The organism is Pedobacter sp. SG908, from assembly GCF_011759615.1.
GTDB lineage: Bacteria > Bacteroidota > Bacteroidia > Sphingobacteriales > Sphingobacteriaceae > Pedobacter > Pedobacter riviphilus.
Window position 1 is genome coordinate 1458626 of the sequence record NZ_JAAOYY010000001.1, and the last position, 24655, is coordinate 1483280.

Here is a 24655-nt window from a genome sequence, read left to right on the forward strand (position 1 = left end):
ACAACAACAATGAAAACGAATTTTAAATATATGGCATTTGCCGCCCTTGCTGTTTTTTCATCATGTACCAAACAGCTTGATATTACGCCCGAAGGCTCTCCATCGGCACAAAATTTCTGGAAAACAAAAGAAGATGCCATCAAGGCTGAAGCAGGAATGTATGAAAACTATAATGCTGAAGACTTTTATGGGCGTGGAATGTTCTGGTTTATCAATGCCAGTGATGATATGGTTACCGGCCGCAACAAGCCCGAGGCCGATAACATTAAAAACTTTAACCGTACTTATGTAGGCGGTGGTTATACCGAATCGCAGTGGAGTATGCGTTATGCCATTATCAAACGTGCCAACGATATCATCAACAATGTGCCTAAAATTACTATGGATGAAAGTTTAAAAAAACAGATTATTGGTGATGCTTATTTCAATGCAGGTTTGGTTTATTTTCAGCTGGCTGCAAATTATGGCAACGATAAAGCTGGTGTGCCGATTGTAACACCCGATGCCAATCCTGCCATTGCCGTTCCACGTGCTAAAAACGTAAACGAAAATTACGACTACATTATTTCGCTTCTGTTAAAGGCTGCTGATAACCTTCCGTTCTTTTCGGCAATGAAGCCTACTGATTATGGTAAAGCACATAAAACTGCTGCATGGGCCTATCTCTCAAAAGTTTATCTTTATAAAAAAGATTATGCAAATGCTGCTAAATATGCTGATATGGTCATCACTTCAGGTCAGCATGATTTAATCAATACGGGGTTTGCCGATGTATTTAAAGCAGCTAATAACTGGTCTAAAGAATATATCTGGTCTGTAGTTTGTACACCAAGCGGTGGCGGAACAGGCTGGGGCAGCAAGCTTCCGGGTGTAATGTTAACTAACAAAGCATGGGGGATTTACAATGGATGGGGTTATTACCTGCCAACCAAAGAACTTTATGATTCTTACGAGGCTGGCGATCAACGCAGGGAAGCTACTATTTTAAAACCTGGCGATAAATTTATGTTCTTTGGTGCCGAGCGTAGTTTTACCAAAGATGGAGGAGCGACTTCAAATTACCAGTTTAAAAAATATATGGAGCCTTTTTCTTATGCCAACCCAATTCCAACACACGTTAACCCTAATGGTGATAATGGAACAACAGATCTAAATGTACCCTTAATGCGCTACGCAGAAGTATTGCTGATCAAAGCAGAAGCTGCAATTAATCTTAGCGGTGCAGGGGCAGGTGATACCGAGCTGAACAAAATCAGACTACGTGCAGGTTTAGGTGCCAAAACAGGAATGACTATCGATGACCTTAAGCGCGAACGCCGCAACGAACTTGCGGGAGAATGGGCTGATCGTCACCGAGATTTGGTGAGATGGGGCGATGCACAGGCCGCTTATGCAAAACCTTTACACGATTTTGATGGCACTGTAATCTGGCCGGCAAGAAACTTCAATCCACAAGTGCATGATGTATGGGCGGTGCCACAAAGAGAAATTGATAACAGTGGGGGTGTAATTAAACAGAACATAGGATGGTAAAATCGAATAAACTGATCCTCCTTTTATTATTGGGTTTAGGCGTACATTCAGTTTCTGCTCAGCAGAAACTGAATGCCAGTAATGGGCACAGCCATAATGATTATAAGCAGCAGATACCTTTATTGGAGGCCTATTATGCCGGTATGGGATCAATCGAGGCAGATGTGTTTTACCGTAATGGAGAGTTGTTTGTTGCCCACGAAAGTAGCGAAATCGCCCCGGGCAAAACATTGAAAAAATTATATATTGATCCACTGGTGGCATTTTTTAAAGATCATGCCAGCCATCCTTATCCCGATCCGAAACAAAAACTTCAACTGGTAATTGATATAAAGGAGGATTATGAACACGTGATCCCGAAATTGCTGGCCGATTTAAAAGGTAACGAACCTGTTTTCGATCAACAGATCAATCCTTCGGCCATTAAAATTGTAATGAGCGGGGCTGTTCCGCCTGCCGAAAAGTTTAAGGATTATCCATCACTCATCAGTTTTGATGGCCGGCCCGCAAATCAGTACACGAGTGATCAGTTAAAACGCATTGGGATGATCAGCGATGATATTTCTCATTATTCGGTATGGAACGGAAAAGGTACACCAACGCCAACCGATTTAGAAAAAATGAAAGCGGTGATTGCAAAAGTACATGCATTAGGCAAACCCTTTCGTTTTTGGGCAACCAAAGATAGTCCGAACAGTTGGAAAGAATTGGAGCATATGGGGGTTGATTGGATCGGAACCGACCATCCGGTGGTGTTAAAAGATTTTTATCAGAACAGGACTAAACTAGAGTATAGCAATCCGAAAGCATATAAGCCTTACCAGCCAACTTACAAAAGCGATGGATTAAAAACCAAAGCCAAAAATGTTATTCTTCTAATAGGAGATGGAATGGGGCTGGCACAAATTCAGGCAGGGTTGAGCGCTAATTTTGGTCAATCCAACATCATCACGATAAAACATCTGGGCCTTTCACGTACAGAAGCTTCGAATTCAGATTTTACCGATTCTGCAGCGGGTGCAACGGCCATGGCTACTGGGCATAAAACCAATAACCGCTATATCAGCATCGATTCTACAGGTAAAGCACTTCAATCTATTCCTGATATTTTGGCTCCCTATGGTCTTACAAGCGGAATCATCAGTAGTGGTGATATTACTGACGCCACACCTGCAGCATTTTATGCTCATCAGCTTGAACGATCTATGACAAAGGAAATTGCAGCCGATTTTCAGAACAGTCATGTTGATATTCTGGTTGGCTCAAAACGCAAAAGTTTTACCGAAAACCCAGACCAAAAACTGATGGATAACATCTTGGCCAAGGGTTATATACTGCAGAAAGACCTAAAAAGTTTTGTTGCCTCAAATGCGAATAAGCAAGTGGTACTTTTAGACGATTCTGCCACGCGGAAAATATTGGAAGGCCGTGGAGAAATGCTGAAGACTTCGTTCTTAAAAACGGTTGAATTGCTCTCAAAAAATAAAAAAGGATTTTTCATCATGGCAGAAGGGGCACAGATTGATCATGGCGGGCATGCAAACGATTTGCCTTTTGCGGTAACCGAACAACAAGATTTCGATCGCCTGGTGGGTGAAGCCTTAAAGTTTGCTGATCAGGATGGCGAAACTTTGGTAATCGTAACTGCCGATCATGAAACCGGAGGACTGTCGCTACTGGATGCCTCTTATCGAAAAGGAACCATTCGTGGCAATTTCAGTACAGACGATCATACCAATATCATGGTGCCGGTATTTGCTTACGGCCCCGGCTCGGAAGCCTTTATGGGGATATATCCTAACCATCAGATTTTTTATAAAATCATCGAGGCTTATCGTTTAAAGAAAACGCAATAAAAAATGGGATAAGTGCTGTATTGATCAGCGGGAAACATTGAGCAATTGGTTTCCCGTTGATTTAATATGGTAGCCAAAGTTGTTGTATTACGGTTTTATTACGAAAGAGGCACAAGATGTGATATAATGTCTCATTAGTACGCTCAATTACTACCGTACTTTTACCCTTTTTCTATCTGCCTATAGGAATTAAGGTTAACATTGTTAAGCTTTGTGCAGCCTATCTTAATTTGCCTATGTATTACAGCTGTGCAATTGTTGATGATGAACAGCATGCGATTGATTTACTTCATGATTATATTGAAGATACCTGTTTTTTAAAACTGTTTAGCACCTTTAATAATCCCATTGATGCATTAAAAACAATTAGTGGTGGCGATAGAATCGATTTTCTTTTTTTAGATATAGATATGAATGGAATGAAGGGGACTGAATTGTCTCAGCATCTTCGTTCCAAAGCCAGGTTTGTGATTTACGCATCTTCCCACCTTGAAAATGAGGTGAGAGAAATAGATTCTCACTTTGAATGTTATCTTGGCAAACCGATATCAATGAAACGTTTTGCCGGCACTATTCATAAACTGATGCGGCTTAATAATCTGCCGATAAACAATTGAAAATAGCTTATGATCGAACTTACGTACGTTTTTGAACAGGAACTTTTAGAAGATGTACCCTACCAGTTAATGAGGGCCAGTATGGAAGATCCATGGTTGGTGCTGTCTGGGTGTAAAGTGCTGGGTATTATTGATGAAGTTGAGGGCAACTGGACCCAGATAGTTGGTGAAGATATTCCTCCGATGGCAATTGAAGGGATGGGAGATTTGATTAATATGCAGCAGTTTAGCTGGTTGCCAAATTTGATTAAAAAACAATGGCCTAAGTATGTGCTTGATGTTGTTGTAGAAAATGTAGGCTGTTACGAAATAATTTGCCATAAAGAGGCTTGTCTTAAACGTTTCCAAGAGCGCTTTACACTAGGTATTCATGCGCTGGCTCAAAGAGAATCTGCTCTTGTTTTTAAAGTACGGTGCTTTCAGAAATCGGCTAGTTATGAGGTGATTAAAGCTCCTGCAATCGATCGGTACGTTTAGTGTTTATTCTACCTTTTTTAAAGGTAAACACAGATTCTGGCGAAATCAGAATCTGTTGTGTCTTCAAATTTTACATTAATTCTGTTTGTTCTAAACACTAATGCCAATGTAATATTTAAATTTGGCCCAACAAAAACTCTTCTTCAACATGACCTTTGTAGAAAAATTGCAGGCCCTGCGCCAATTAATGGCTGCTCAAAAAATAGATGCTTATGTTATTACAGCTGCAGATCCACACATCAGTGAGTATTTACCTGCGCATTATAAAGCCATTCCTTTTGCTTGCGGCTTTACAGGGTCAGCTGGCACGCTAGTCATTACTCAGGGTTTTGCAGGGCTCTGGACTGATTCGAGATATTTTACGCAGGCAGAAACACAATTAAGTGGTTCTGGTTACGAATTGGTAAAGTTGAAAGTGCCGCATACCCCCGAATATATCGATTGGTTGCTCCAGGCTTTGCCAAAGGGGGCAAAAGTAGGCTTTAACCACCAGCTGATTACGGTAGGTTTAGCTCTCGAGATGCAGAATAGTTTAATACAACGGGAAATAGCGATAATTGATGTTGATTTTATCAGCACTATCTGGCTGGATAGGGTAGGGCTACCTAAAGAAAATGCCTTTTTAATTAGCGAAGAAGCTGCAGGACTTACCATTTCGGCTAAAATAAAAGAGGTAAGAGCTGCTTTAAAAATAAATGGGGCAGATTATCATTTCATTTCATCGCTTGATGACATTGCCTGGCTATTTAATTTAAGGGGAAATGATGTAGATTATAATCCTGTAGTTTTAAGTTTTGCTTTAATAACACCTGTAGAGGTAAAACTCTTTATGGATAAACAAAAGTTGACGCAAACTGATATTGAAACTTTAAATCAGCAAGGTGTAACTTTACGTCCCTATGCTGAAGTGGCCGAAGCACTAAAAAATTTACCAAAAGCTACACAGATTTTTATCGATCCAAAACGTACCTGTTTCGGTTTGTATGAATGTTTACCAAGTGGTTCCAAAATAATTTCAGGTATTAATCCAAGTACGCATTTAAAAAGCTTAAAAAACAGTACTGAAATTAATCATATCCGCAGGGCGATGTTAAACGATGGGGTAGCTTTAACTAGGTTTTTTAAATGGATGGAAGATCATTTTGGAAAAGAAAAGATTACAGAATGGTCTGCAGCAGAGAAATTAGCTGCGTTTAGGGCAGAACAAACATCTTTCGTGGGTTTGAGTTTCAATACCATAGCTGGTTATAATGCAAATGGTGCATTGCCACATTATAGCATAACGGCAGAAAGCAATCAGGAAATTTTAGGTGATGGTTTGTTTCTTGTCGATTCCGGAGGCCAGTATTTGTATGGCACAACCGATATTACCAGGGTAATGCCTATTGGTAATAGCTCATCAACCCAGGCCGATGATTATACCTTGGTGTTAAAAGGACTGATTGAGGGTTCTAAACTTATCTTTCCGGAGGGGACCAAAGGTTATCAAATCGATTCTATCTGTAGAAAACCACTGTGGGAACAGGCTATAAATTTTGGACATGGAACTGGGCATGGTATTGGTTTTTTCCTGAATGTACATGAAGGACCTCAGAATATTAGTCCAGCCAATGTAGATGTTGTCTTTAAGCCAGGGATGGTAACTTCCATAGAACCTGGAATTTATCGACCAGGAAAACATGGTGTTCGTATCGAAAACCTGGTTTTATGTATTCCTAAGGGAAGTAGTGAATTTGGCGATTTTCTCACTTTTGAAACCTTAACTTTATGTTTTATCGATACCGCTATCATCAATAAAACACTTTTAGCAGCAGATCAAATCGCCTGGTTAAATCAATATAATCAGCAAGTGTTTGATCAACTTGAGCCGCATCTTTCAATAGCAGAAGCAAGGTGGTTAAAAGAGAAATGTAGATCGATTTAATCATTGTCTTGAGGTATCGTCATTGCTGAAGCCGATTTTTCATTAGATGAAGCAATCTTAATGCATCCGCTAGCGGTAGGGACTTCAATATAATGGTTATCAGTCTGAACTTGTCGAATACCCTTATCGCTATTTTTTATAACATAAGAGCTTAAATGATCTTATGGTTAATAACGTTTATGCAGCCAATGTAGTACCAATGGGCTAAGTTTCCCCTCATGTGGTATTAATCTGCCTGCTTTGCGTAATCTGGGAGATCACAGAACTGATCATCATATCTCACGCTAAACTTCCCGTAAATGCACCAATTCTTTACCGATTTTGCGCTATTTTCAACTTAGATACCCGCTTTACTTTTTAAATTTTATTTTTGATTTTAACTACATTCCTAAATCTCATTTATCATCATGATTGTTAAATCACAAAAGAAGCGCGCTTTATCTATAATAACTTTTAAAGCAATATTTTGCTGTATTTTATCTTTTCTAAATATTGAGGTAATTCAGGCCCAATCGCCGTGGATTGCTTTAGGTAAAAAGCCGTCTACTTTAGGTTTGGAAAATGGTTTTTCAATCTACAATGCTGGGGCATTTAATCTAAAGCTTGTTAAATCATCACAAACTGTGGCGGGTCTTCAGCCTAAAATGGTTAAGGATTTCGATTTTGTACCCAGCGATAGTTTAAAAGTGCGTAGTTCTGATGGTTTATATCATTTGGGTGATATCAATTTAAGATTACGTTATATTGGCGAAGAAACCTGGAAAGGCTACAGCACTGCGGCAAAACGGAGCCCTGTGAAAAACATTTCTATAGGTAAAAATGTACTTGCTGCTGCCGATCTTGCTGCAACACTTCCGGCCGATATTCCATTGCAGGTTAAACGGATCTGGGAAATGTTGAACGGAAAACTGGTACTGCGCTTCGAGCTGAAAAACAAGACTGATAAAAACGTAGAAATTGGTGCGCTTGGCATCCCGATGATTTTCGATAATATTTTAGAAGGCCGAACATTAGAGCAAACGCATGCCAAAAATGTATTTTATGATCCCTACATCGGAAAAGACGCTGGCTATTTGCAAGTTACCCGGTTAAGTGGCCATGCACCTTCTTTGCTTGTTGCACCATTGGGGCATACACCATTTGAGGCTTATAACCCACTTAATGATGACCGGACACCTAGGGGGATTGCTTTTGAAGGTTTTTACGAATGGATGGTGTACAGTAAAGCCTATGCCGAAAACGAATGGAAAAATGCCGAGCAATGGAATATGCCAACTTCGACTATTTTAAAGCCTGGCGAAAGCCGGAGTTATGCCCTCCAGTTTATCCTTTCAGGAGCAGCAAAAGACATTGAAAACAAACTGATCGAAAACAAGAGACCAGTAGCCATATCTGTTCCAGGTTATGTACTGCCTAAAGATGTGGAAGGGAAATTGTTTATTAACTACGCTAAAAAGATTAAAACTATTCAGATCCAACCTGAAAATGCCCTAAAAGTAAGTGCTTTAAGTTCAACCAAAAATGGTTGGAAAAGTTATTCTGTAAAGGGGAATACCTGGGGAAGGGCAAGATTGTCTATTACCTATGAAGATGGTTTGGAGCAAAGTATAAATTATAAAGTAATTGAAGCCGAAAGTGATGTAATTGCGAGTTATGGTAATTTTTTAACAACGAAACAATGGTTTAACCAGGCTGATCCTATTTTTAAAAGAAACCCTTCTGTTATTACTTACGACAATGAAAAACAACAGCAGGTAACACAGGATAACAGGGCCTGGATTTCGGGTTTGAGCGATGAAGGCGGTGCAGGCTCGTGGTTGGGGGCAATAATGAAACAATTGGTACAGCCGAAAAAAGAAGAAGTCGATAAGCTAAAGCAGTTTGTAGATAGCGTAATGTTCGGGCGGATACAACTAAAAAATGGCCCTCAGAAATATGGCGTAAAAAAGAGTTTGTTTTATTACGCACCCGATTCACTTCCTAAAGATACTTATGCCGAAAATATCAATTTTAAAACGTGGTCTGCATGGCCAAAAAAAGAAGCTGATAACCTGGGCAGATCTTATAACTATCCTCATGTTGCAGCGGCCCATTGGGTAATGTATCGGTTGGCACGTAATTATACTGGTCTCGTAGCCGAGCAAAGCTGGAAACAACACCTTATCGATGCGGCAGAAACAGGCATGGCGATGGTTAATATCGCTCCTTATTATGCACAGTTCGGCCAGATGGAAGGTACGGTCTTCTATCTCATTTTAAACGACCTTAAACATGAGGGATTAACAGCAGAAGCAACCAGGTTAGAAAATGAAATGAAAAAGCGGGCCAACCACTGGCGTTCTTTACAATATCCCTTTGGTAGTGAAATGCCTTGGGACTCTACAGGTCAAGAAGAAGTTTATGTATGGTCAAGCTATTTTGGCTACCAGGATAAGGCAGATGTAACGCTTGAAGCTATATTGGCCTACATGCCTGTGCTGCCGCATTGGGCCTATAACGGTAATGCCCGTCGGTACTGGGATTTTCTTTACGGGGGTAAACTTTCGCGTATAGAACGGATGATCCATCATTATGGTTCTGCGCTCAATGCCATTCCAGTATTAATGGATTACCGTAAAAATCCCAACGATTTTTATCTTTTACGTGCCGGCTACGGTGGGTTATTGGGCGCAATTTCCAATATCACACAAGAAGGTTTTGCGCCTGCAGCATTTCATGCTTATCCATCAACCTTAAAAAATGATGGTATTACTGGCGATTATGGATCTGGTTTTTTTGGCTATGCTGTTAATACTTCATCTTACATTTTACAGCATCCTGAATTTGGTTGGTTAGCTTTCGGCGGAAATGTGAATAAAATGGGTAATATCATCAATGTTAAATTAACAACGGCGGCAAAATCTGCAGTTTACATCGCTCCTGTGGGCCTTTGGATTAGTCTTGATGCCGGAACCATTGATGACGTAAATTACAATACCATAAATGGAGAAATTCGCTTAAAACTAAGTAAAGCAAATGAATATTCACCTAATGCCCTGTTGAGGTTGTCGCAGCCAGCAAAGGTTAATGGGATTGGTGTTTATTCAATAAAAGGTAATGGTTTTAAGAAGAGGGGAGGATACGAGTTTCCGCTTGCAAAAGCACATACCACCGAAGTCGTTCTTCAAAGATAATATTAATTCATCTCTGTCTGGGCCCCGTGAAATAAAAAATACGGGGCTTTTTTTGTGGTAACTTTATTCTGATATTCAGTAGTATATATTGCTTATTTATATACTTTATTAAAGTATTTTATTTTAATTATCTGTAATTGATTTGATTAAGATTTTAGATGTTGTTTTTTCTAACTTATCAATAAGAATTAATATGATCAAAATGAGCTTTATAATAGCTATATTTTTACTTTAAATAAGATATTTTAATTTATTGTTTAAGAAATTATTATGATCTATTATAGTAATATTGTCCATTTAATTTAAGAAAGTTCTTCATTGCGGGAAGAATGATAGATTTCTTTGGAAATATCGTTGCTGCTTCATCGCCTGAAGAGGTCTTCTTACAACAACGATATTTTTTGCAGATTGTCATCTTTCGAAAAAGTTTTTCCAATCGTCTTCGTTGCAAACGAGGATGAATGAGAATTTCATCGCCCGTATAGCAACTGTTATTGCCACATTACAAATGTGGATTTTAATAATCCGCGTTACAAACGCGGACTATACCTATCTCTGTGTCTTCTGTGTTTTCGTGGCTAAAAAAAATATTTATAAACTTTCCTTAATCACCCTTAACTTATAAATGGGACCTGCGCTGTTTTTTGCTTTAGGGAATAGTTTTATGGTTACTTTATTTTTGCCTTTAGTTAATTCGACAGGGATTTTATAAGAGATATCATAAAAACGGCTTTCTTTATATCTGTTCAGATCTTCGGTAGCAATGTTTACGCCATCAACCAGCACATCAAAATTCCGACCGCGGTTATCCATGCCCCAATAAGAAGCAATTATGGTGTTCTGCAAAGCTGGATCTACTTTTACCTCAAATTGTAAGAAGCCATTTTCACCTGCAATACGCCATTTACTGCCATGGTCTTCGCCCATATATTCTTTGGCTGCGGTAAAGTTATGGTCGCGCTCTGGCTGCATTTCGCCAAACCTGAATACATCAGTAGTTTTATCTTCTAATTCTTTCTGTTTACGTTTCTGCTCATCGTATATTTTTTGTTGTACCGTCCATTTTTCTGGGGTAAATACATCCCAGTAAACACTATAATACTGGTTTTTGGTTTGATAAAATGGAATAAGTGTAACATCTTGAGGTTGAGCAATATTCTTGGTTTTAAATTGAAGTTCTTGTTTATTTACTACACCTAGCCAATCTTTAGGATCGTTGTTGGCACTTACAAATACAGGAACACCTTTAATAGGGTCGGGTTCTGTTACGCCTAAAATACCAGCCAATAACACCGGACCATAAAAAACAGCCCTACGGTCAGCATTATCCGGCATGGCTTCTGTATAAAGTTTTTCTGGAGTTACATAAGTGATTTTATCATTGTTTTTCCAGCTACGGGTAATTACGTAATAGCCGGTTTCATCCGGAGTAATTTTTTGTAGTTGTCCATTCACCGCGATTGTTGTTTCGGTAGACCACTTTGGTTTTCTCACTCGTATAGAAAATCTTGAAGTTTTGGCTACACTAATAGTTAAACTCGTTTGGTCGCCTTGCGGTAAAGCTGTTTGTTGCATAATTTTTATTCCTTTTTCCTTCCAATCTAAAACCGACGGAATAAAAAGATTCACATATAAACTCCCATCACTTCCTCTCGAATAAATGCTTTCATTGTATTTAACATGATTTTCCATGCCGGTACCTACGCAACAGGTAAAAGTGTTAAATTTATCGCTGTATTCTTTTTTTCCGCCCATGCGTAGTGGTACAAAATAACAGGTCATACCATCGTCGTGGTTTTGCGAAGCCAGTATATGATTATACAGCGCTTTTTCATAATAATCGAATAGTTCGGCCGATGGATTTTCTGCAAACAGGTGCCCGGTAAGTTTGAGCATGTTGTAAGTATTGCAGGTTTCGGTGGTGTTTTCTGTGAGCTTATCATTCAATTTATCCGGCTCACTCAGGTATTCGTAATTACTGTTTCCGCCAGTTACATAAGAGTGGTGGTAAACAATGGTTTTCCAAAAGAAATCGGCAATGGTTTTATCTCTTTGGTCGCCTATAATTTCGTAGCGTCTGGCACTGGCAATAATTTTAGGGATCTGTGTATTAGAATGTTTTCCCGGAAGAATATCTGTTTGCTGTGCCAATGGATCAAGTATACGCTTGTCGTAGAATTTGTAAGATAAATCGAGGTATTTTTTTTCTCCGGTAATAGAATAGAGATTAACTAAAGTCTCTGCCATACCACCATATTCACAGAACAACATTTTTTGTAAAAGTTCGTCATTTAAGCCGCCAATGGTAGTGCCTGTCCAATCGGCCAATGCCACGCATGAGCTCAAAGCTTTTTTATTGTTGGTGTACAGATAGGCATCTAGTAAACCTGCCATAATTTTATGTACAGTGTACCATGGTGCCCAGCCGCCATTCAGGTCGAATCCCCCGGTTTTAACATTGCCTTTTGCCAGTTCACCCCAAATTTTGTCTTCATTGGTGAAGGCACCTAAATAGCCGTTTTTTCTGGCTTTCTGGCACTCAGCCAGTTCATCTACAATATAATTTGCTTTTTTTAGAAATGCAGGATTTCTGCTCGAAGCATATTGCATAGATATTGCCGAAAGGTAATGCCCCAGCGAATGCCCGGCCAAACCATCTCCTTCCCATCCGCCATAAATTTTAGCCTTTGGTGTTAAACCTGCGTTCTTTCTAAAGCCTGAAAGTAAACGGTCAGCATCAATAACCGATAAGTAAGCTTCATCGGCTTTCATAGCCTTTTTAAAAGTGCTTTCCAAGAGGCTTACCTGCGAAAGATCGAAGGCATAGGCTTTAATTGGCGTAGTGTTTTTAACCTTTACGCGGCTATCGTTAAAATGAGGGACATAGTTTTGAGCATTAGCACTAAGCGCGAAAAAGAGCGCACAGCTGAACAGGCTTTTGCCAAGGTGATAATTCATAATTGTTAGGTTGTTTTTGTAATGTTTTTACTGCTTAAAATTATGCAATTGCCAACAAGATAAAGGCCCTATAATTTGCCGTTATTGTGCAGATTTTACCTTTCTTTTTCGTTAAGACGAAATTTATTGTGATTTTTATGCCATATCCATAGCTTATAATTTGCAGATACTCCTCATATTTTAGCCATTACATTTAATTGTTATTGAATAAAATTAGCTTTGAGGATATTTGCCTAACAATTAAAAATATGTTCGAAAAGAAAGTTTACATCCAGAGAAGAGCAGCATTAAAATCAAAGATAAATTCGGGAATATTACTCTTTTTGGGTAATGAAGAGAGCCCGATGAACTATAAAGACAATGCCTACCATTTTAGGCAGGATAGCACCTTTTTATATTATTTTGGGATCAGTGAGCCATCATTGGGCGCTATTATCGACCTGGATGAAGATCAGGTAATACTTTTCGGCGATGAAATGGGAATTGATGATATCGTATGGATGGGCAGGCAGAAAACTCTTGAAGAAAAAAGTTTGGATGTTGGCTTGACCAAAGTTCTGCCTTTAGCGCAACTGGATGCTTATCTTAAGCAATACCAGAACAAAAAGCGCCAGGTTCATTTCTTACCTCCTTACCGCTCAGAGAATAAAATAAAATTGGCCAATTGGCTTAATTTGCCTATCCATCTGCTTAAAGAAAAAGCATCGCTTAGCTTTATTAAAGCTGTTGTAGCACAACGATCAATTAAATCTGTCGAAGAGATTGAAGAACTGGATCGTGCAGCATCAATATCGGCCGATATTCATTTAATGGTAATGCAACAGGCAAAACCTGGTATGTATGAACGCGAACTTGCAGCTAAAATTCAAGGAGCTGCATTGGCTTCTGGCGGTAATCTGGCCTATCCGGTTATTCTGACTGTTCGTGGCGAAATTTTGCATAACCATTACCATGGTAATCAGCTTAAAGACGGACAGCTGGTTTTAAACGACTCAGGTGTAGAAACCGCTTTAGGCTATGCTGGCGATCTTACGCGCACTTTTCCTGTAGGCAAGAAATTTAGTGCCGAGCAAAAAGATATTTATGATATTGTATTGAATGCTTATACGCATGGCAAAAACCTGCTGGCACCTGGTGTAAGGTATTTAGATGTGCATTTGGCTTCGTGTAAAATGCTGGCACAAGGTTTAAAGGATATTGGCCTGATGAAAGGTAATATAGACGATGCTGTGCAGGCTGGTGCGCATGCCATGTTCTTTCAATGTGGAACAGGGCATATGATGGGGCTGGATGTGCACGATATGGAAGATTTGGGCGAACAATATGTAGGTTATACCGATGAGCTGATTAAAAATACCACGCAGTTCGGGTTGAAATCGTTAAGGCTGGGCAAAGCGCTCGAAGCAGGATATGTGTTAACGGTAGAGCCAGGTGTTTATATCATACCTGAACTAATAGACCGTTGGAAAGCCGCTAACCAGTTTGCCGAATTTATTAACTACAATAAACTGGAGCAGTTCAGAAACTTTAGCGGCATCAGGGTAGAAGACGATTTTTTGGTTACTGAAAACGGAAGCCGGATGTTAGGGAAGCATTTAGCTTTAACTACAGATGAAATTGAATCCATTAGGAGCGAAGCTTATTAGTAACGTTGGTTATTTGAAATAGCTGTTGCTTTTTGTTTTGGAGCGCAGGTTCATTCGATTTTTTTAAAGAATGTTCCTGCCATCCGCTTTATTCCGATGAAGGATCGGAATGCCCGCTGCTGTCAGGGCTAGAGACCTCGGCAGAAGCACAGAACCAGGGTTAAATAAACCTGATAGAACGGATGCTCCCGATTTTTCATCGGAGCAGGAGGGATAGCAGGACTGCCGTAACCTATGAAAAACAGCATTTGCTTTTCAAATTAATATTTTGCTATTATAACAACATAAGAATTAATAAAGAGCCATTAAAGGGAGCATAGATCTTTTAAAATAACCGATGTTTTTTTGGAGCGCAGGGTCTATCGCTTTTTTTTTGTGAAGTTCCTGCCATCCGCTTTACCCCGATGAAGGATCGGAATGCCCGCTGCTGTCAGGGCTAGAGGCCTCGGCAGAAGTACAGAACCAGGGTTAAATAAACCTGATAGAACGGATGCTCCCGATTTTTCATCGGAGCAGGAGGGATAGCAGGACTGCCGTAACCGATGAAAAACAGCAGCTGCTTTTCAAATCAATAATACACTATTTCAATATGATAATTGTCAAAAGATGAGAAAATTAATACCTATAACCTTAATAATTAATTTAATATTATTTAGTACAATACTTTTTGCACAAAGCCCCAAAAAGGTTTACACTTTGGCCGATACTTTAAGGGGAAGCTTAAATGCCGAACGGACCTGGTGGGATGTACAGCGTTACGAACTTTCGGTTAAGCCCGATTATAATGATAAGAGTATTACAGGCTCAAATAAAATCGTATACAAGGTAATGCGGAGTAATAATGGTAATACCCGTATGCAGATCGATTTGCAGGAACCATTAATTATTGATAGTGTTGTATATAACGGAGGTAACAAGTTAAAATTTGAACATGTTGGCAGTGTTTGGTATGTGCATGTCCCGGCACAAAAAATATCGGCACTGAATAACGTTCATATTTTTTACCATGGAAAGGTACATCAGGCCAAAAGAGCACCTTGGGATGGCGGTTTTATCTTTACTACCGATTCGCTTTCACGTCCTTGGATGACGGTGGCCTGCCAGGGCCTTGGCGCTTCGGTCTGGTATCCAAATAAAGATCATCAAAGCGACGAACCTGACCTGGGCGCTTCCTTAACGATGACAGTTCCTGATACATTGGTAGCGGTGGGTAATGGCCGCATGGTATTTAAAAAAGATAACCATGATGGCACCACAACCTACCAGTACAATGTTAAAAATCCGATCAGTAATTATTGCATTATCCCTTACATAGGCAAGTACGTTAATTTTAAGGAGAAATATGCAGGCGAAAAAGGTGCATTAGATGTGAATTATTGGGTACTCGATTATAATTATCCAAAGGCGAAGACTTACATGCCCGATCAGGTGCATAAAATGATGAAAAGCATGGAATATTGGTTTGGTCCTTATCCTTTTTACGAAGATGGATACCAGTTGATAGATGCTTCGCATACCGGAATGGAGCATCAATCGGCAGTGTCTTATGGCAATGGTTATAAGTTTGGCTATAGAGGTAGAGATATGTCTGGCAATGGTTGGGGTTTAAAGTGGGATTTTATCATTATTCACGAAAGCGGGCACGAATGGTTTGGTAATAACATTACCACTAACGATTTGGCCGATATGTGGGTGCACGAAGGATTTACCAATTATAGCGAAACACTTTTTGTAGATTATATTTTTGGCAATAAAGCGGGTAACGAGTATAATTTTGGAATTAGAAAAGGCATCAAAAATGATAGCCCTATTATTCCGCCTTATGGTGTAAATGCACAAGGTAGTGGCGATATGTATCCAAAAGGAGGGAATATGTTACACGCCATCAGGCATAGCTTAAATAACGACGTACTTTTTAGAACGATATTGCGCGGGCTTAACCAAACCTTTTACCATAAAACGGTAAGCACAGCTCAGATCGAAAACTATATTTCTAAAAAAGCAGGGTACAATTTTTCAAAGGTTTTTGATCAATATTTGCGTACGGTGCAGGTTCCAATATTTGAATATTACCTAAAAGATGGTAAGGCTTTTTATCGTTATAGCAATTGTGTTAAAGGTTTCAATTTGCCTTTAACTCTTAAAAAAGTAGGCATTAAAACGCTTAAGATTATTCCTTCCTTAAACTGGCAGCAGGTTGCGTTGGGCAAAGGGCAGGATGCTCTTTTTACAACATCGGATATCGAATTTATGTACTACCTACAGGTGAAAAATACGAAATAATAGTAAAATAGATAGCGCAGGAGAAGTTATTTATCCGGCTGATTTTATTAAGGTATTCTTTTTCGGAAGGATGCCTTTTTTTGTTATATCTCATTTCCTTTACAAATACTCCTGGCTTTTCTTAATCAATTATGTCTGATTCAAATGGCATATTTATGGCCAATATCGGTTAAAATCAAATAATATTACTGCTTAGCAATCATCTAACTTTGAATATCGTTTATATGACTTTATCGCCGATAATTTGATTAAATGATGCTTGCCAATTACACCCGGTTTTGGATTAAAGGCCCGGATTAATTTTTTGAATCATAATTATTAAAAACATAACATTACAATGAGTATCAAATGGACTGGGGTTTTCCCTGCTGTAACTACAAAATTTACAGCAAATGATGAGTTAGATTTTCCGGCTTTCGATTTAAATATTGAAGCACAATTAGAAGCAGGTGCTGAAGGGATAATTTTAGGTGGATCGCTTGGCGAAGCCAGCGTGCTAAGCGATGAAGAAAAGTTTGGTCTGTTATCGCACACTTTAACCTTGGTAAATGGCCGTGTACCGGTTTTATTGAACATTGCAGAGTCAACTACAAAAAAAGCAATTGAAGTAGCTCAAAAAGCCGAATCGCTTGGTGCACAAGGTTTAATGTTGTTGCCGCCAATGCGTTATAACGCAGCTCCAGACGAAACTTTGGCTTTTTTTGGTGCCATTGCTGAAAGCACAAGCCTCCCGATCATGATTTATAACAACCCTGTTGATTATAAAATCGAAGTAACTTTAGATATGTTTGAGGTATTGACCAAATACGACAATATCCAGGCAATCAAAGAATCAACCAGGGATGTATCAAATGTAACCCGGTTGATTAACCGTTTTGGCGACCGTTTCAAAATCTTTACCGGAGTAGATCCATTAGCAATGGAAAGTATTGTGATGGGTGCACATGGATGGGTTGCGGGTTTGGTTGATGCTTTTCCAAGAGAAACCGTTGCCATTTTCAGATTGATTAAAGAAAACCGCATTGCTGAGGCACTAACCATCTACCGTTGGTTTTTACCTGTACTTGAGTTAGATATTCATGCAAAATTGGTACAGTACATTAAACTGGCAGAGGTAGCAACCGGATTAGGAACCGAAGCTGTTCGTGCACCGCGCTTACCAATAAGTGGCGCAGAAAGAGATAAAGTGTTGAAAATTATTAATGATGCATTAGCTGTTCGCCCGGTATTACCTGCAGGTAGCTGGGGGAAATAGTTTAAAAACCAAATATGAACGGGAAAAATATTGTAGCAAACACTTATGTAGAAGTTAGTGAAAGAAGCCTTAAAGCTGTTAATCCCGCAACGGGATTAACGCTTGACGGCGAATTTTTTAAAGCGAACGAGAACCTTGTTAATGATGCTTTAATATCAGCAACATCGGCTTTTCAAAGCTATAGAAATCTGAACAAAGATCTTAAAGCGGCTTTTTTAAACGCCATTGCCGATGAAATCGCTAATCTTGGCGAGGAACTGGTAAGCAGGGCTTCGGCAGAAAGTGGTTTACCTTTAGCTCGTTTACAGGGCGAATTGGGCAGAACTACTGGTCAGTTAAGGTTATTTGCCAATTTGGTTGCAGAAGGATCTTGGGTTGATGCGATTATTGATACGGCATTACCTGAAAGACAGCCTTTACCACGGCCAGATATTAGGCGAATGCTGATCCCAATCGGTCCAGTAGTCGTTTTCGGTGCCAGTAATTTTCCGCTTGCCTTTTCAGTAGCCGGTGGCGATACCGCATCAGCATTAGCTTCTGGTTGTCCGGTGGTTGTTAAAGCACATCCTGCACATTACGGAACCAGTGCTTTGGTAGGCGGAGCCATTGTTAAAGCCGCCGAAAAAACGGGAATGCCTAAAGGTGTGTTCTCTTTGTTGTATGATGATGGTTATACTATTGGAGCTGGCTTGGTTCAGCATCCGTTAACTAAAGCTGTAACTTTTACAGGTTCGTTTAAAGGCGGAATGGCCTTAATTAACCTTGCACAACAGCGTGAGCAACCTATCCCGGTTTTTGCCGAAATGGGAAGCATTAATCCGGTAATCTTTCTTCCAAAAGCGATAGAAAATCAGTCAGAAGAACTGGCTAAAAAATATGCTGCATCAATTACTTTGGGTGCCGGTCAGTTTTGTACCAACCCGGGTTTATTATTAGCGGTTCAATCGCCGGCACTAGAAAATTTTAAGACCTTTTTAAGTGGGGCAATTGCAGCTGTTCCTTCAGCAACCATGCTTACCGAAGGCATTGCCAATAATTATGGTAAACTTTCTGCTGAGGTAGTAAATGAAAATGGGGTTGCACTTTTATCGGCGTCAACAGTAAAAAATACTGAGCTACAAAACCAATCGGAAGCAAAAATTGCTCAGGTAAGTGCAGCAGATTTTATTAAAAATCCAAAACTTCGTGAAGAAATTTTCGGTCCGTACTCGTTGTTGGTTGTTGCTCAGGATATTGCTGAACTCGAAAAGGCCGTTGATGTGTTGGAAGGACAACTTACTGTAACCTTAATGAGCGAAAAACAGGAACTTCAGCATTACCAGGCTTTGGTAAATAAGTTGACTGATAAAACCGGAAGGATTATTTTAAACGGTGTGCCTACGGGCGTAGAGGTTTGTGCAGCTATGCAACATGGCGGGCCATTTCCTGCTACTAACGATAGCCGTTTTACTTCTGTTGGCTCTACTGCAATCAATCGTTTTGTAAGACCATTGGCTTATCAGGATTGGGAGCAGGAATTGTTGCCAGATGAATTGAAAGATGGAAATCCTTTGGGTATTTTCAGAACAGTAAATCAAAAATTAACGAAATCTCATGAGTAAAACTTTTTTTTGTGTAGATGCACATACTTGCGGAAATCCGGTTAGGTTAGTTGCGGGTGGCGGCCCTCAGCTTATTGGCTCAAATATGAGCGAAAAACGTCAGCATTTTTTGAAAGAATTCGATTGGATCAGAACAGGTTTAATGTTCGAACCACGCGGGCATGATATGATGTCGGGCAGTATTCTTTATCCGCCTCATGATCCCGCTAATGATGTAGCGGTGCTTTTTATCGAAACCAGTGGCTGCCTCCCAATGTGTGGCCATGGTACTATAGGTACTATCACCATCGCTATAGAGGAAGGATTGATTCAACCCAAAGTACCAGGTGTGATCAGAATGGAGGCCCCAGCCGGATTAGTATTAATTGAATACAAGCAGGAAGGTAAAAAGGTTAAATCGGTTAAGTTGAAAAATGTAGCTTCTTACCTGGCTGCAGAAAATTTAGAAGTAGAATGCCCGGATTTAGGTACGCTTACTTTTGATGTAGCTTATGGTGGTAACTTTTATGCCATTGTAGACCCGCAGGAAAATTTTCCGGGGCTGGAAAACTATACCGCTTCGCAACTGATTACCTGGAGCCAGACCATTAGAAAACGCATTAACGAACAATACACTTTTGTACATCCGTTAGATCCGACGATAAATGGCTGCAGCCACGTATTGTGGACCGGAAAAACAATCGATCCTACATCAACCGCTAGGAACGCGGTTTTTTACGGCGATAAAGCCATTGATAGGTCGCCATGTGGAACAGGTACCTCAGCACGTTTGGCACAGTGGTTTGCAAAAGGAAAACTAAAACAGGGAGAAGACTTTATCCATGAAAGTTTTATTGGCAGCAAGTTTATTGGAAGAGTAGAAGAAGTTGTAGACCTGAATGGAATTAAAGCCATTATACCAAGTGTAGAAGGTTGGGCAAAAATTTATGGCTATAATACCATTAAAATAGATGCCGAAGATGATCCGTATGCATTCGGATTTCAGGTGATTTAGTGAGTTTTTAAAAAGAATATCAGCAGTATAAATTAAAAGAATGTCGAAAGTATTAATTATAGGTGGTGGAATAGTAGGTTTAACTTCAGCATATTATTTGCAGAAAAAAGGCTACGAAGTAACAGTTTTGGATAAAGGAGATATTACCGACAACTGCTCATTTGGTAATGCGGGGATGATTGTACCAAGCCATTTTGTACCCTTGGCTGCACCGGGTATGATAAAACAAGGTATCCGTTGGATGTTTGATAGCAAAAGCCCTTTCTATGTTCGTCCGTCTTTAAATGGAAACCTCATTAACTGGGGCTTGAAATTTATGAAACATGCCACGGCAAAACATGTAAATCAATCGGCAGCACCATTACGCGATTTATCGTTACTGAGCAAAAAACTATATGAAAGCCTGGCAAAGGAGCCAGATTTCGAATTTGAATTAACCAATAATGGTATTCTGGCATTTTATAAAACAGAAAAAGCAGGAGAAGAAGAGGCGCATTTAGCTACAAGGGCAATTGAGTTAGGCTTAGATATGGCTGTGTTAACTGCCGACGAATGCCGTGCGCTACAGCCTGATTTAAAGCTAGATGTTTTAGGAGCGGTACATTATCGTTGTGATGCACACCTTTATCCAACAAAGTTGATGAATGCTTTGCTTAAGTATTTACTAAATAATGGTGTAAAGATAGAACGTGGCAGAGCGGTTGATAAAATTGAGGTGGCTGGCAATCGTATTACGAAAGTTTTTACGGGTAATACCGCCTGGGAAGCCGATCAATATGTTTTGGCAACTGGTTCATGGTCGCCTGCGGTGGCTAAAATGGCCGATGTTAAAATATCTTTAATGCCAGGTAAGGGTTATTCTTTTATGGAACCAGAACCTCAGCAGCGTTTAACTATTCCTGCACTGTTATGCGAAGCCAGGGTGGCTATAACACCAATGAACGGTCAGATTAGATATGGCGGTACAATGGAGTTGGATAAAATTAACACCCGTATTAATATGCAAAGGGTTAAAGGGATCGTAGAATCGGTGCCAGCGTATTTTCCAGATTTAAAACCTGCACTTCCTTCAGAAAAAGATATCTGGTATGGTTTCCGTCCTTCATCACCTGATGGTTTGCCCTACATAGGCAGAAGCAAAAAAAGAGAAAATCTAATCATCGCTACAGGCCATGGTATGATGGGTTTAAGTTTAGGCCCGGCAACAGGGTTGTTGGTTAGCCAGATTGTTTCGGGCATGACTACTGATCTAAAAATAGAGCCTTTTGCAGTGGTTCGATAATACACAATACATTGGTCCGGATTATAAATCCAGACCAACTTATCGGGCTGTTTAACCTAAAACCTCCATATTTGGCTTAATACAAATTCAATTAATCGATTTAGATGTTGTTATACAGTGGTTTAACTAAATATATAGTGATATAGGAACTACCGAATTCTTGCTAAAATCCGTCGTATATTATCAAAATATAGCAGGATTTTAACCTTATTTAAGTTTTATTGGTTTATTTGAGTTAATATTCATACATTCAATTCATAATCAGCAACCAAACCAAACTAACTTAACCATGAAAGTATTACCATTTACCATGCTTGTTCCCGATGATAAAAGTGTGATATCGGAACATATTGAATTGCCTTATTTTTACCAATATCTGCACCGCCATGATGAATGGCAGGTTACTTACATAGAAAAAGGGGAGGGGACGTTAATTGCAGGGAATGATATGCATGCTTTCCGGTCGGGCGATATTTTTGTAATCGGGGCAAAACTTCCGCATCTATTTAAAAGCAACCCCGAATATTTCTCGGCTGACAGCAACAAAACCATTAAAGCATGTTCTATTTATTTTAATCCGAACGGTATTTTAGCTGCTTTGTTTAATCTTCCCGAAATGAAGATGGCCAGCGCTTTTTTAGCTAAAAACAAACATGGGTTCAAAATTCCTGCTGCTTTTACTAAGAATATAGTAACCAAAATTTTCAATGTTCACCAGGCATCGGGAGTTGATGTATTGTTTAACTTTCTGAAATTGGTTAACAGTCTTCAGGATTTAAATGAGAATGTAGAATCTTTATGTTCGGATATGTATTCTTCTAACGTAACCGAAAACGAAGGTATGCGGTTAAGTAAGATCATTAACTTCATTACCGAAAACTACAATAATCAAATTTCGTTAGAAGACGTAGCCAATGCTGCGTTTATGACTCCACAGGCGTTCTGCAGGTATTTTAAGAAACATACCGGACATACTTTCGTATCATTTTTAAATGAAGTGAGAATTAACGATGCCTGTAAAAGTCTTATATCAGGAGAAAAAGCCGATTGTATTTCAGGGGTGGCCTATAAAGCTGGTTTCAATAGTATTACCAACTTTAACAGGGTATTTAAAAGTATTATCGGTCAATCGCCAAGGGCATATATCGATACCTATAATAGTGTAAGCAGGGTGAGCTATATAGGCGCTTAAGCTAGAAACATTTTTTTATATTAAATAAGTTAACCATTTTTTCAAATGGGGGTAAATGTTATTTGCCTGTTTTAACCAATTCCAAATGCAAACCAAATTAAACTTTTTTGCCATTTTGTTAATGGTAAGCCTGTTATCAGGCACTTTTGTATTGGCTCAAACACCAAATGAAAGCCTGTACGAACAGACCAGCGAAATGGGTACGCTGATTGTAGGTTACCAAAGGGATGTTGATGCCATTAACGATTTTTACTATCCTTATTCGGCAGGAGGCACTTATTCTTTTCCGATGACTACTTTTAAAAGTCCGGAGCAAAGAAAACGACTCCAGGATATTAATAACGATTACTTAAGCAAGTTAAAATCTGCCAAGTTTGAAGGCTTTAGTATTTATGGTAAGGTAGATTATATCCTCCTTAAGAAGCAGATAGAATCTTCGATATGGCTCTTAGGTAAAGAAGAAACAGATTATAATGCCCTATCGAAGTATTTTACCTTTGCTGATGCAATTTATACCCTTGAAAGGCTAAGAAGAAGGGGTACCTATAAAGAAGGGGCTTTATTGGCTGCCCAGATAGATGAAATTGCCAAGCAGGTTGATATTCTTAATCTAAATTTTAAGAAAGGAATATTAAAACCCGACCAGCTTAAAACGGCAACGGCCATAACCTTAAGTTTAAAACACCGTTTAAAGGGTTTTTATCAATTCTATATGGATTATGAGCCTGGTTTTACCTGGTGGGTACCTAAACCTTACGAAAGGTTAGACCTCGCTTTAACCAATTATGCTAAGCTTTTTAACGATAAAGAAGATACCGCTCTTTCTATAAAATCAAATAAACCGGAAATTAAGGGGAATCCCATTGGGAGGGAAGAGCTGATCAGGCAATTGAATGCAGAGCTTATTCCGTACACACCAGAAGAACTGATTAAGCTTGCCGAAAAAGAATTTAAGTTTTGCGATGAAGAACTTTTAAAAGCATCAGCAGCAATGGGTTTCGGAAATGACTGGAAAAAGGCCCAGGAAAAAATCAAGAATAGTTATGTGCCTTTAGGTAAACAGCCAGAGTTGATTGTAAAACTACAGGATGACGCTTTAAATTTTATAAAAGCCAACGATCTGATCAATATTCCACCGCTTGCAGAAGAAACCTGGGGTATGGTAATGATGTCGGCCGAACGCCAGTTGGTAAATCCATTTTTTACCGGTGGCCGCGAAATTAGTATTTCCTACCCAACAAATTCGATGGAGGAAGATGATAAGTTAATGAGTATGCGTGGCAATAACCCTTATTTTTCAAGAGGAACGGTACAGCACGAACTCTTACCAGGCCATCATTATCAGTATTTTATCAATAACCGTTATAAAAGCTATCGCGATCCTTTTAAAACGCCCTTTAGCGTAGAAGGCTGGCCATTATATTGGGAGCTTTTACTCTACGATAAAGGTTTTGCCAAAACTCCTGAAGAAAAAATGGGCATGCTTTTCTGGCGGATGCACCGTTGCGCCAGGATTCTTTTTTCGCTGAACTTTCACCTGGGTAAATGGACACCTCAGCAGTGTGTCGATTTCTTGGTCGATCGTGTAGGACACGAACGTGCCAATGCCGAGGGCGAAGTACGTAGATCTTTCAAGGGCGATTATAGTCCTTTATACCAGGTCGCTTATCTTACCGGTGGTCTTCAGCTTTTTGCACTGAAAAAAGAACTGGTTGATAGTGGTAAAATGAGCTTTAAAGCTTTTCATGATGCCGTAATTAAAGAAAACTTAATTCCTGTAGAAATGATCAGGGCTACTTTAACCAATCAGCTCTTAACACGCGATTTCACCACCTCGTGGCATTTTTACGACCAGCTTAAATAA

15 protein-coding genes are annotated in these 24655 nt (G+C 39.5%); 14 read left to right on the forward strand and 1 reads right to left on the reverse strand.

Annotated features, from left to right (window positions below):
• The first annotated feature begins 9 nt into the window (after nt 1-9).
• The 6 genes from FHT21_RS06090 (at nt 10) to FHT21_RS06115 (ending at nt 9580) form a co-directional block, all read left to right on the forward strand.
• The gene (locus FHT21_RS06090) at nt 10-1533 is read left to right on the forward strand and encodes a RagB/SusD family nutrient uptake outer membrane protein (RefSeq protein WP_167293843.1); all 1524 of its coding nucleotides are present in this window, start codon (nt 10-12) and stop codon (nt 1531-1533) included.
• Complete coding sequence (locus FHT21_RS06095) at nt 1527-3389, forward strand: alkaline phosphatase (protein ID WP_243853878.1); 1863 nt, start codon at nt 1527-1529, stop codon at nt 3387-3389. The genes FHT21_RS06090 and FHT21_RS06095 overlap by 7 nt, the downstream gene beginning before the upstream one ends.
• 236 nt (nt 3390-3625) lie before the next feature.
• A complete protein-coding gene (locus FHT21_RS06100; protein ID WP_167293844.1) occupies nt 3626-4006 on the forward strand; it encodes a response regulator in 381 nt (126 codons plus the stop codon).
• Nucleotides 4007-4015: 9 nt separating this feature from the next.
• Complete coding sequence (locus FHT21_RS06105; RefSeq protein ID WP_167293845.1) at nt 4016-4483, forward strand: hypothetical protein; 468 nt, start codon at nt 4016-4018, stop codon at nt 4481-4483.
• A 148-nt stretch (nt 4484-4631) separates the two neighbouring features.
• Complete coding sequence (locus tag FHT21_RS06110) at nt 4632-6407, forward strand: aminopeptidase P family protein (RefSeq protein ID WP_167293846.1); 1776 nt, start codon at nt 4632-4634, stop codon at nt 6405-6407.
• Between the two features lie 407 nt (nt 6408-6814).
• The gene (locus FHT21_RS06115) at nt 6815-9580 is read left to right on the forward strand and encodes a DUF5695 domain-containing protein (RefSeq protein ID WP_167293847.1); all 2766 of its coding nucleotides are present in this window, start codon (nt 6815-6817) and stop codon (nt 9578-9580) included.
• A 591-nt stretch (nt 9581-10171) separates the two neighbouring features.
• On the opposite strand, the gene FHT21_RS06120 is transcribed toward FHT21_RS06115, so the two are convergent.
• Entirely contained in the window at nt 10172-12538 is a 2367-nt protein-coding gene (locus FHT21_RS06120; RefSeq protein ID WP_167293848.1) for a glycoside hydrolase family 127 protein, read from the reverse strand.
• Nucleotides 12539-12786: 248 nt separating this feature from the next.
• Here FHT21_RS06120 and FHT21_RS06125 point away from each other — a divergent pair, with 248 nt between their 5' ends.
• The 8 genes from FHT21_RS06125 to FHT21_RS06160 all read left to right on the forward strand — a co-directional run bounded on the left by FHT21_RS06125 (nt 12787) and on the right by FHT21_RS06160 (nt 24655).
• Nucleotides 12787-14184 carry an aminopeptidase P family protein gene (locus FHT21_RS06125; protein ID WP_167293849.1) on the forward strand — a complete coding sequence of 466 codons (1398 nt, stop codon included), beginning with the start codon at nt 12787-12789 and terminating at the stop codon, nt 14182-14184.
• A gap of 606 nt (nt 14185-14790) precedes the next feature.
• Nucleotides 14791-16467, forward strand: a complete 1677-nt coding sequence (locus FHT21_RS06130) for a M1 family metallopeptidase (RefSeq protein WP_167293850.1) — start codon at nt 14791-14793, stop codon at nt 16465-16467.
• A gap of 337 nt (nt 16468-16804) precedes the next feature.
• Nucleotides 16805-17722 carry a dihydrodipicolinate synthase family protein gene (locus FHT21_RS06135; protein WP_167293851.1) on the forward strand — a complete coding sequence of 306 codons (918 nt, stop codon included), beginning with the start codon at nt 16805-16807 and terminating at the stop codon, nt 17720-17722.
• A gap of 14 nt (nt 17723-17736) precedes the next feature.
• Complete coding sequence (locus tag FHT21_RS06140) at nt 17737-19323, forward strand: aldehyde dehydrogenase (NADP(+)) (protein WP_167293852.1); 1587 nt, start codon at nt 17737-17739, stop codon at nt 19321-19323.
• The gene (locus FHT21_RS06145; RefSeq protein WP_167293853.1) at nt 19316-20317 is read left to right on the forward strand and encodes a 4-hydroxyproline epimerase; all 1002 of its coding nucleotides are present in this window, start codon (nt 19316-19318) and stop codon (nt 20315-20317) included. The genes FHT21_RS06140 and FHT21_RS06145 overlap by 8 nt, the downstream gene beginning before the upstream one ends.
• 40 nt (nt 20318-20357) lie before the next feature.
• Complete coding sequence (locus tag FHT21_RS06150; RefSeq protein ID WP_167293854.1) at nt 20358-21599, forward strand: FAD-dependent oxidoreductase; 1242 nt, start codon at nt 20358-20360, stop codon at nt 21597-21599.
• Between the two features lie 289 nt (nt 21600-21888).
• On the forward strand, nt 21889-22791 hold the full coding sequence (locus FHT21_RS06155) for an AraC family transcriptional regulator (RefSeq protein ID WP_167293855.1): 903 nt from the start codon (nt 21889-21891) through the stop codon (nt 22789-22791).
• 85 nt (nt 22792-22876) lie between these two features.
• Nucleotides 22877-24655 (forward strand): DUF885 family protein, encoded by a 1779-nt coding sequence (locus tag FHT21_RS06160; protein WP_167293856.1) that lies wholly within the window; start codon nt 22877-22879, stop codon nt 24653-24655.

Coding starts and splice junctions, on each gene's coding strand:
- FHT21_RS06090 (WP_167293843.1), top strand. CDS start 10: ATGAAAACGAATTTTAAATATATGGCATTTGCCGCCCTTGCTGTTTTT.
- FHT21_RS06095 (WP_243853878.1), top strand. CDS start 1,527: ATGGTAAAATCGAATAAACTGATCCTCCTTTTATTATTGGGTTTAGGC.
- FHT21_RS06100 (WP_167293844.1), top strand. CDS start 3,626: ATGTATTACAGCTGTGCAATTGTTGATGATGAACAGCATGCGATTGAT.
- FHT21_RS06105 (WP_167293845.1), top strand. CDS start 4,016: ATGATCGAACTTACGTACGTTTTTGAACAGGAACTTTTAGAAGATGTA.
- FHT21_RS06110 (WP_167293846.1), top strand. CDS start 4,632: ATGACCTTTGTAGAAAAATTGCAGGCCCTGCGCCAATTAATGGCTGCT.
- FHT21_RS06115 (WP_167293847.1), top strand. CDS start 6,815: ATGATTGTTAAATCACAAAAGAAGCGCGCTTTATCTATAATAACTTTT.
- FHT21_RS06120 (WP_167293848.1), bottom strand. CDS start 12,538: ATGAATTATCACCTTGGCAAAAGCCTGTTCAGCTGTGCGCTCTTTTTC.
- FHT21_RS06125 (WP_167293849.1), top strand. CDS start 12,787: ATGTTCGAAAAGAAAGTTTACATCCAGAGAAGAGCAGCATTAAAATCA.
- FHT21_RS06130 (WP_167293850.1), top strand. CDS start 14,791: ATGAGAAAATTAATACCTATAACCTTAATAATTAATTTAATATTATTT.
- FHT21_RS06135 (WP_167293851.1), top strand. CDS start 16,805: ATGAGTATCAAATGGACTGGGGTTTTCCCTGCTGTAACTACAAAATTT.
- FHT21_RS06140 (WP_167293852.1), top strand. CDS start 17,737: ATGAACGGGAAAAATATTGTAGCAAACACTTATGTAGAAGTTAGTGAA.
- FHT21_RS06145 (WP_167293853.1), top strand. CDS start 19,316: ATGAGTAAAACTTTTTTTTGTGTAGATGCACATACTTGCGGAAATCCG.
- FHT21_RS06150 (WP_167293854.1), top strand. CDS start 20,358: ATGTCGAAAGTATTAATTATAGGTGGTGGAATAGTAGGTTTAACTTCA.
- FHT21_RS06155 (WP_167293855.1), top strand. CDS start 21,889: ATGAAAGTATTACCATTTACCATGCTTGTTCCCGATGATAAAAGTGTG.
- FHT21_RS06160 (WP_167293856.1), top strand. CDS start 22,877: ATGCAAACCAAATTAAACTTTTTTGCCATTTTGTTAATGGTAAGCCTG.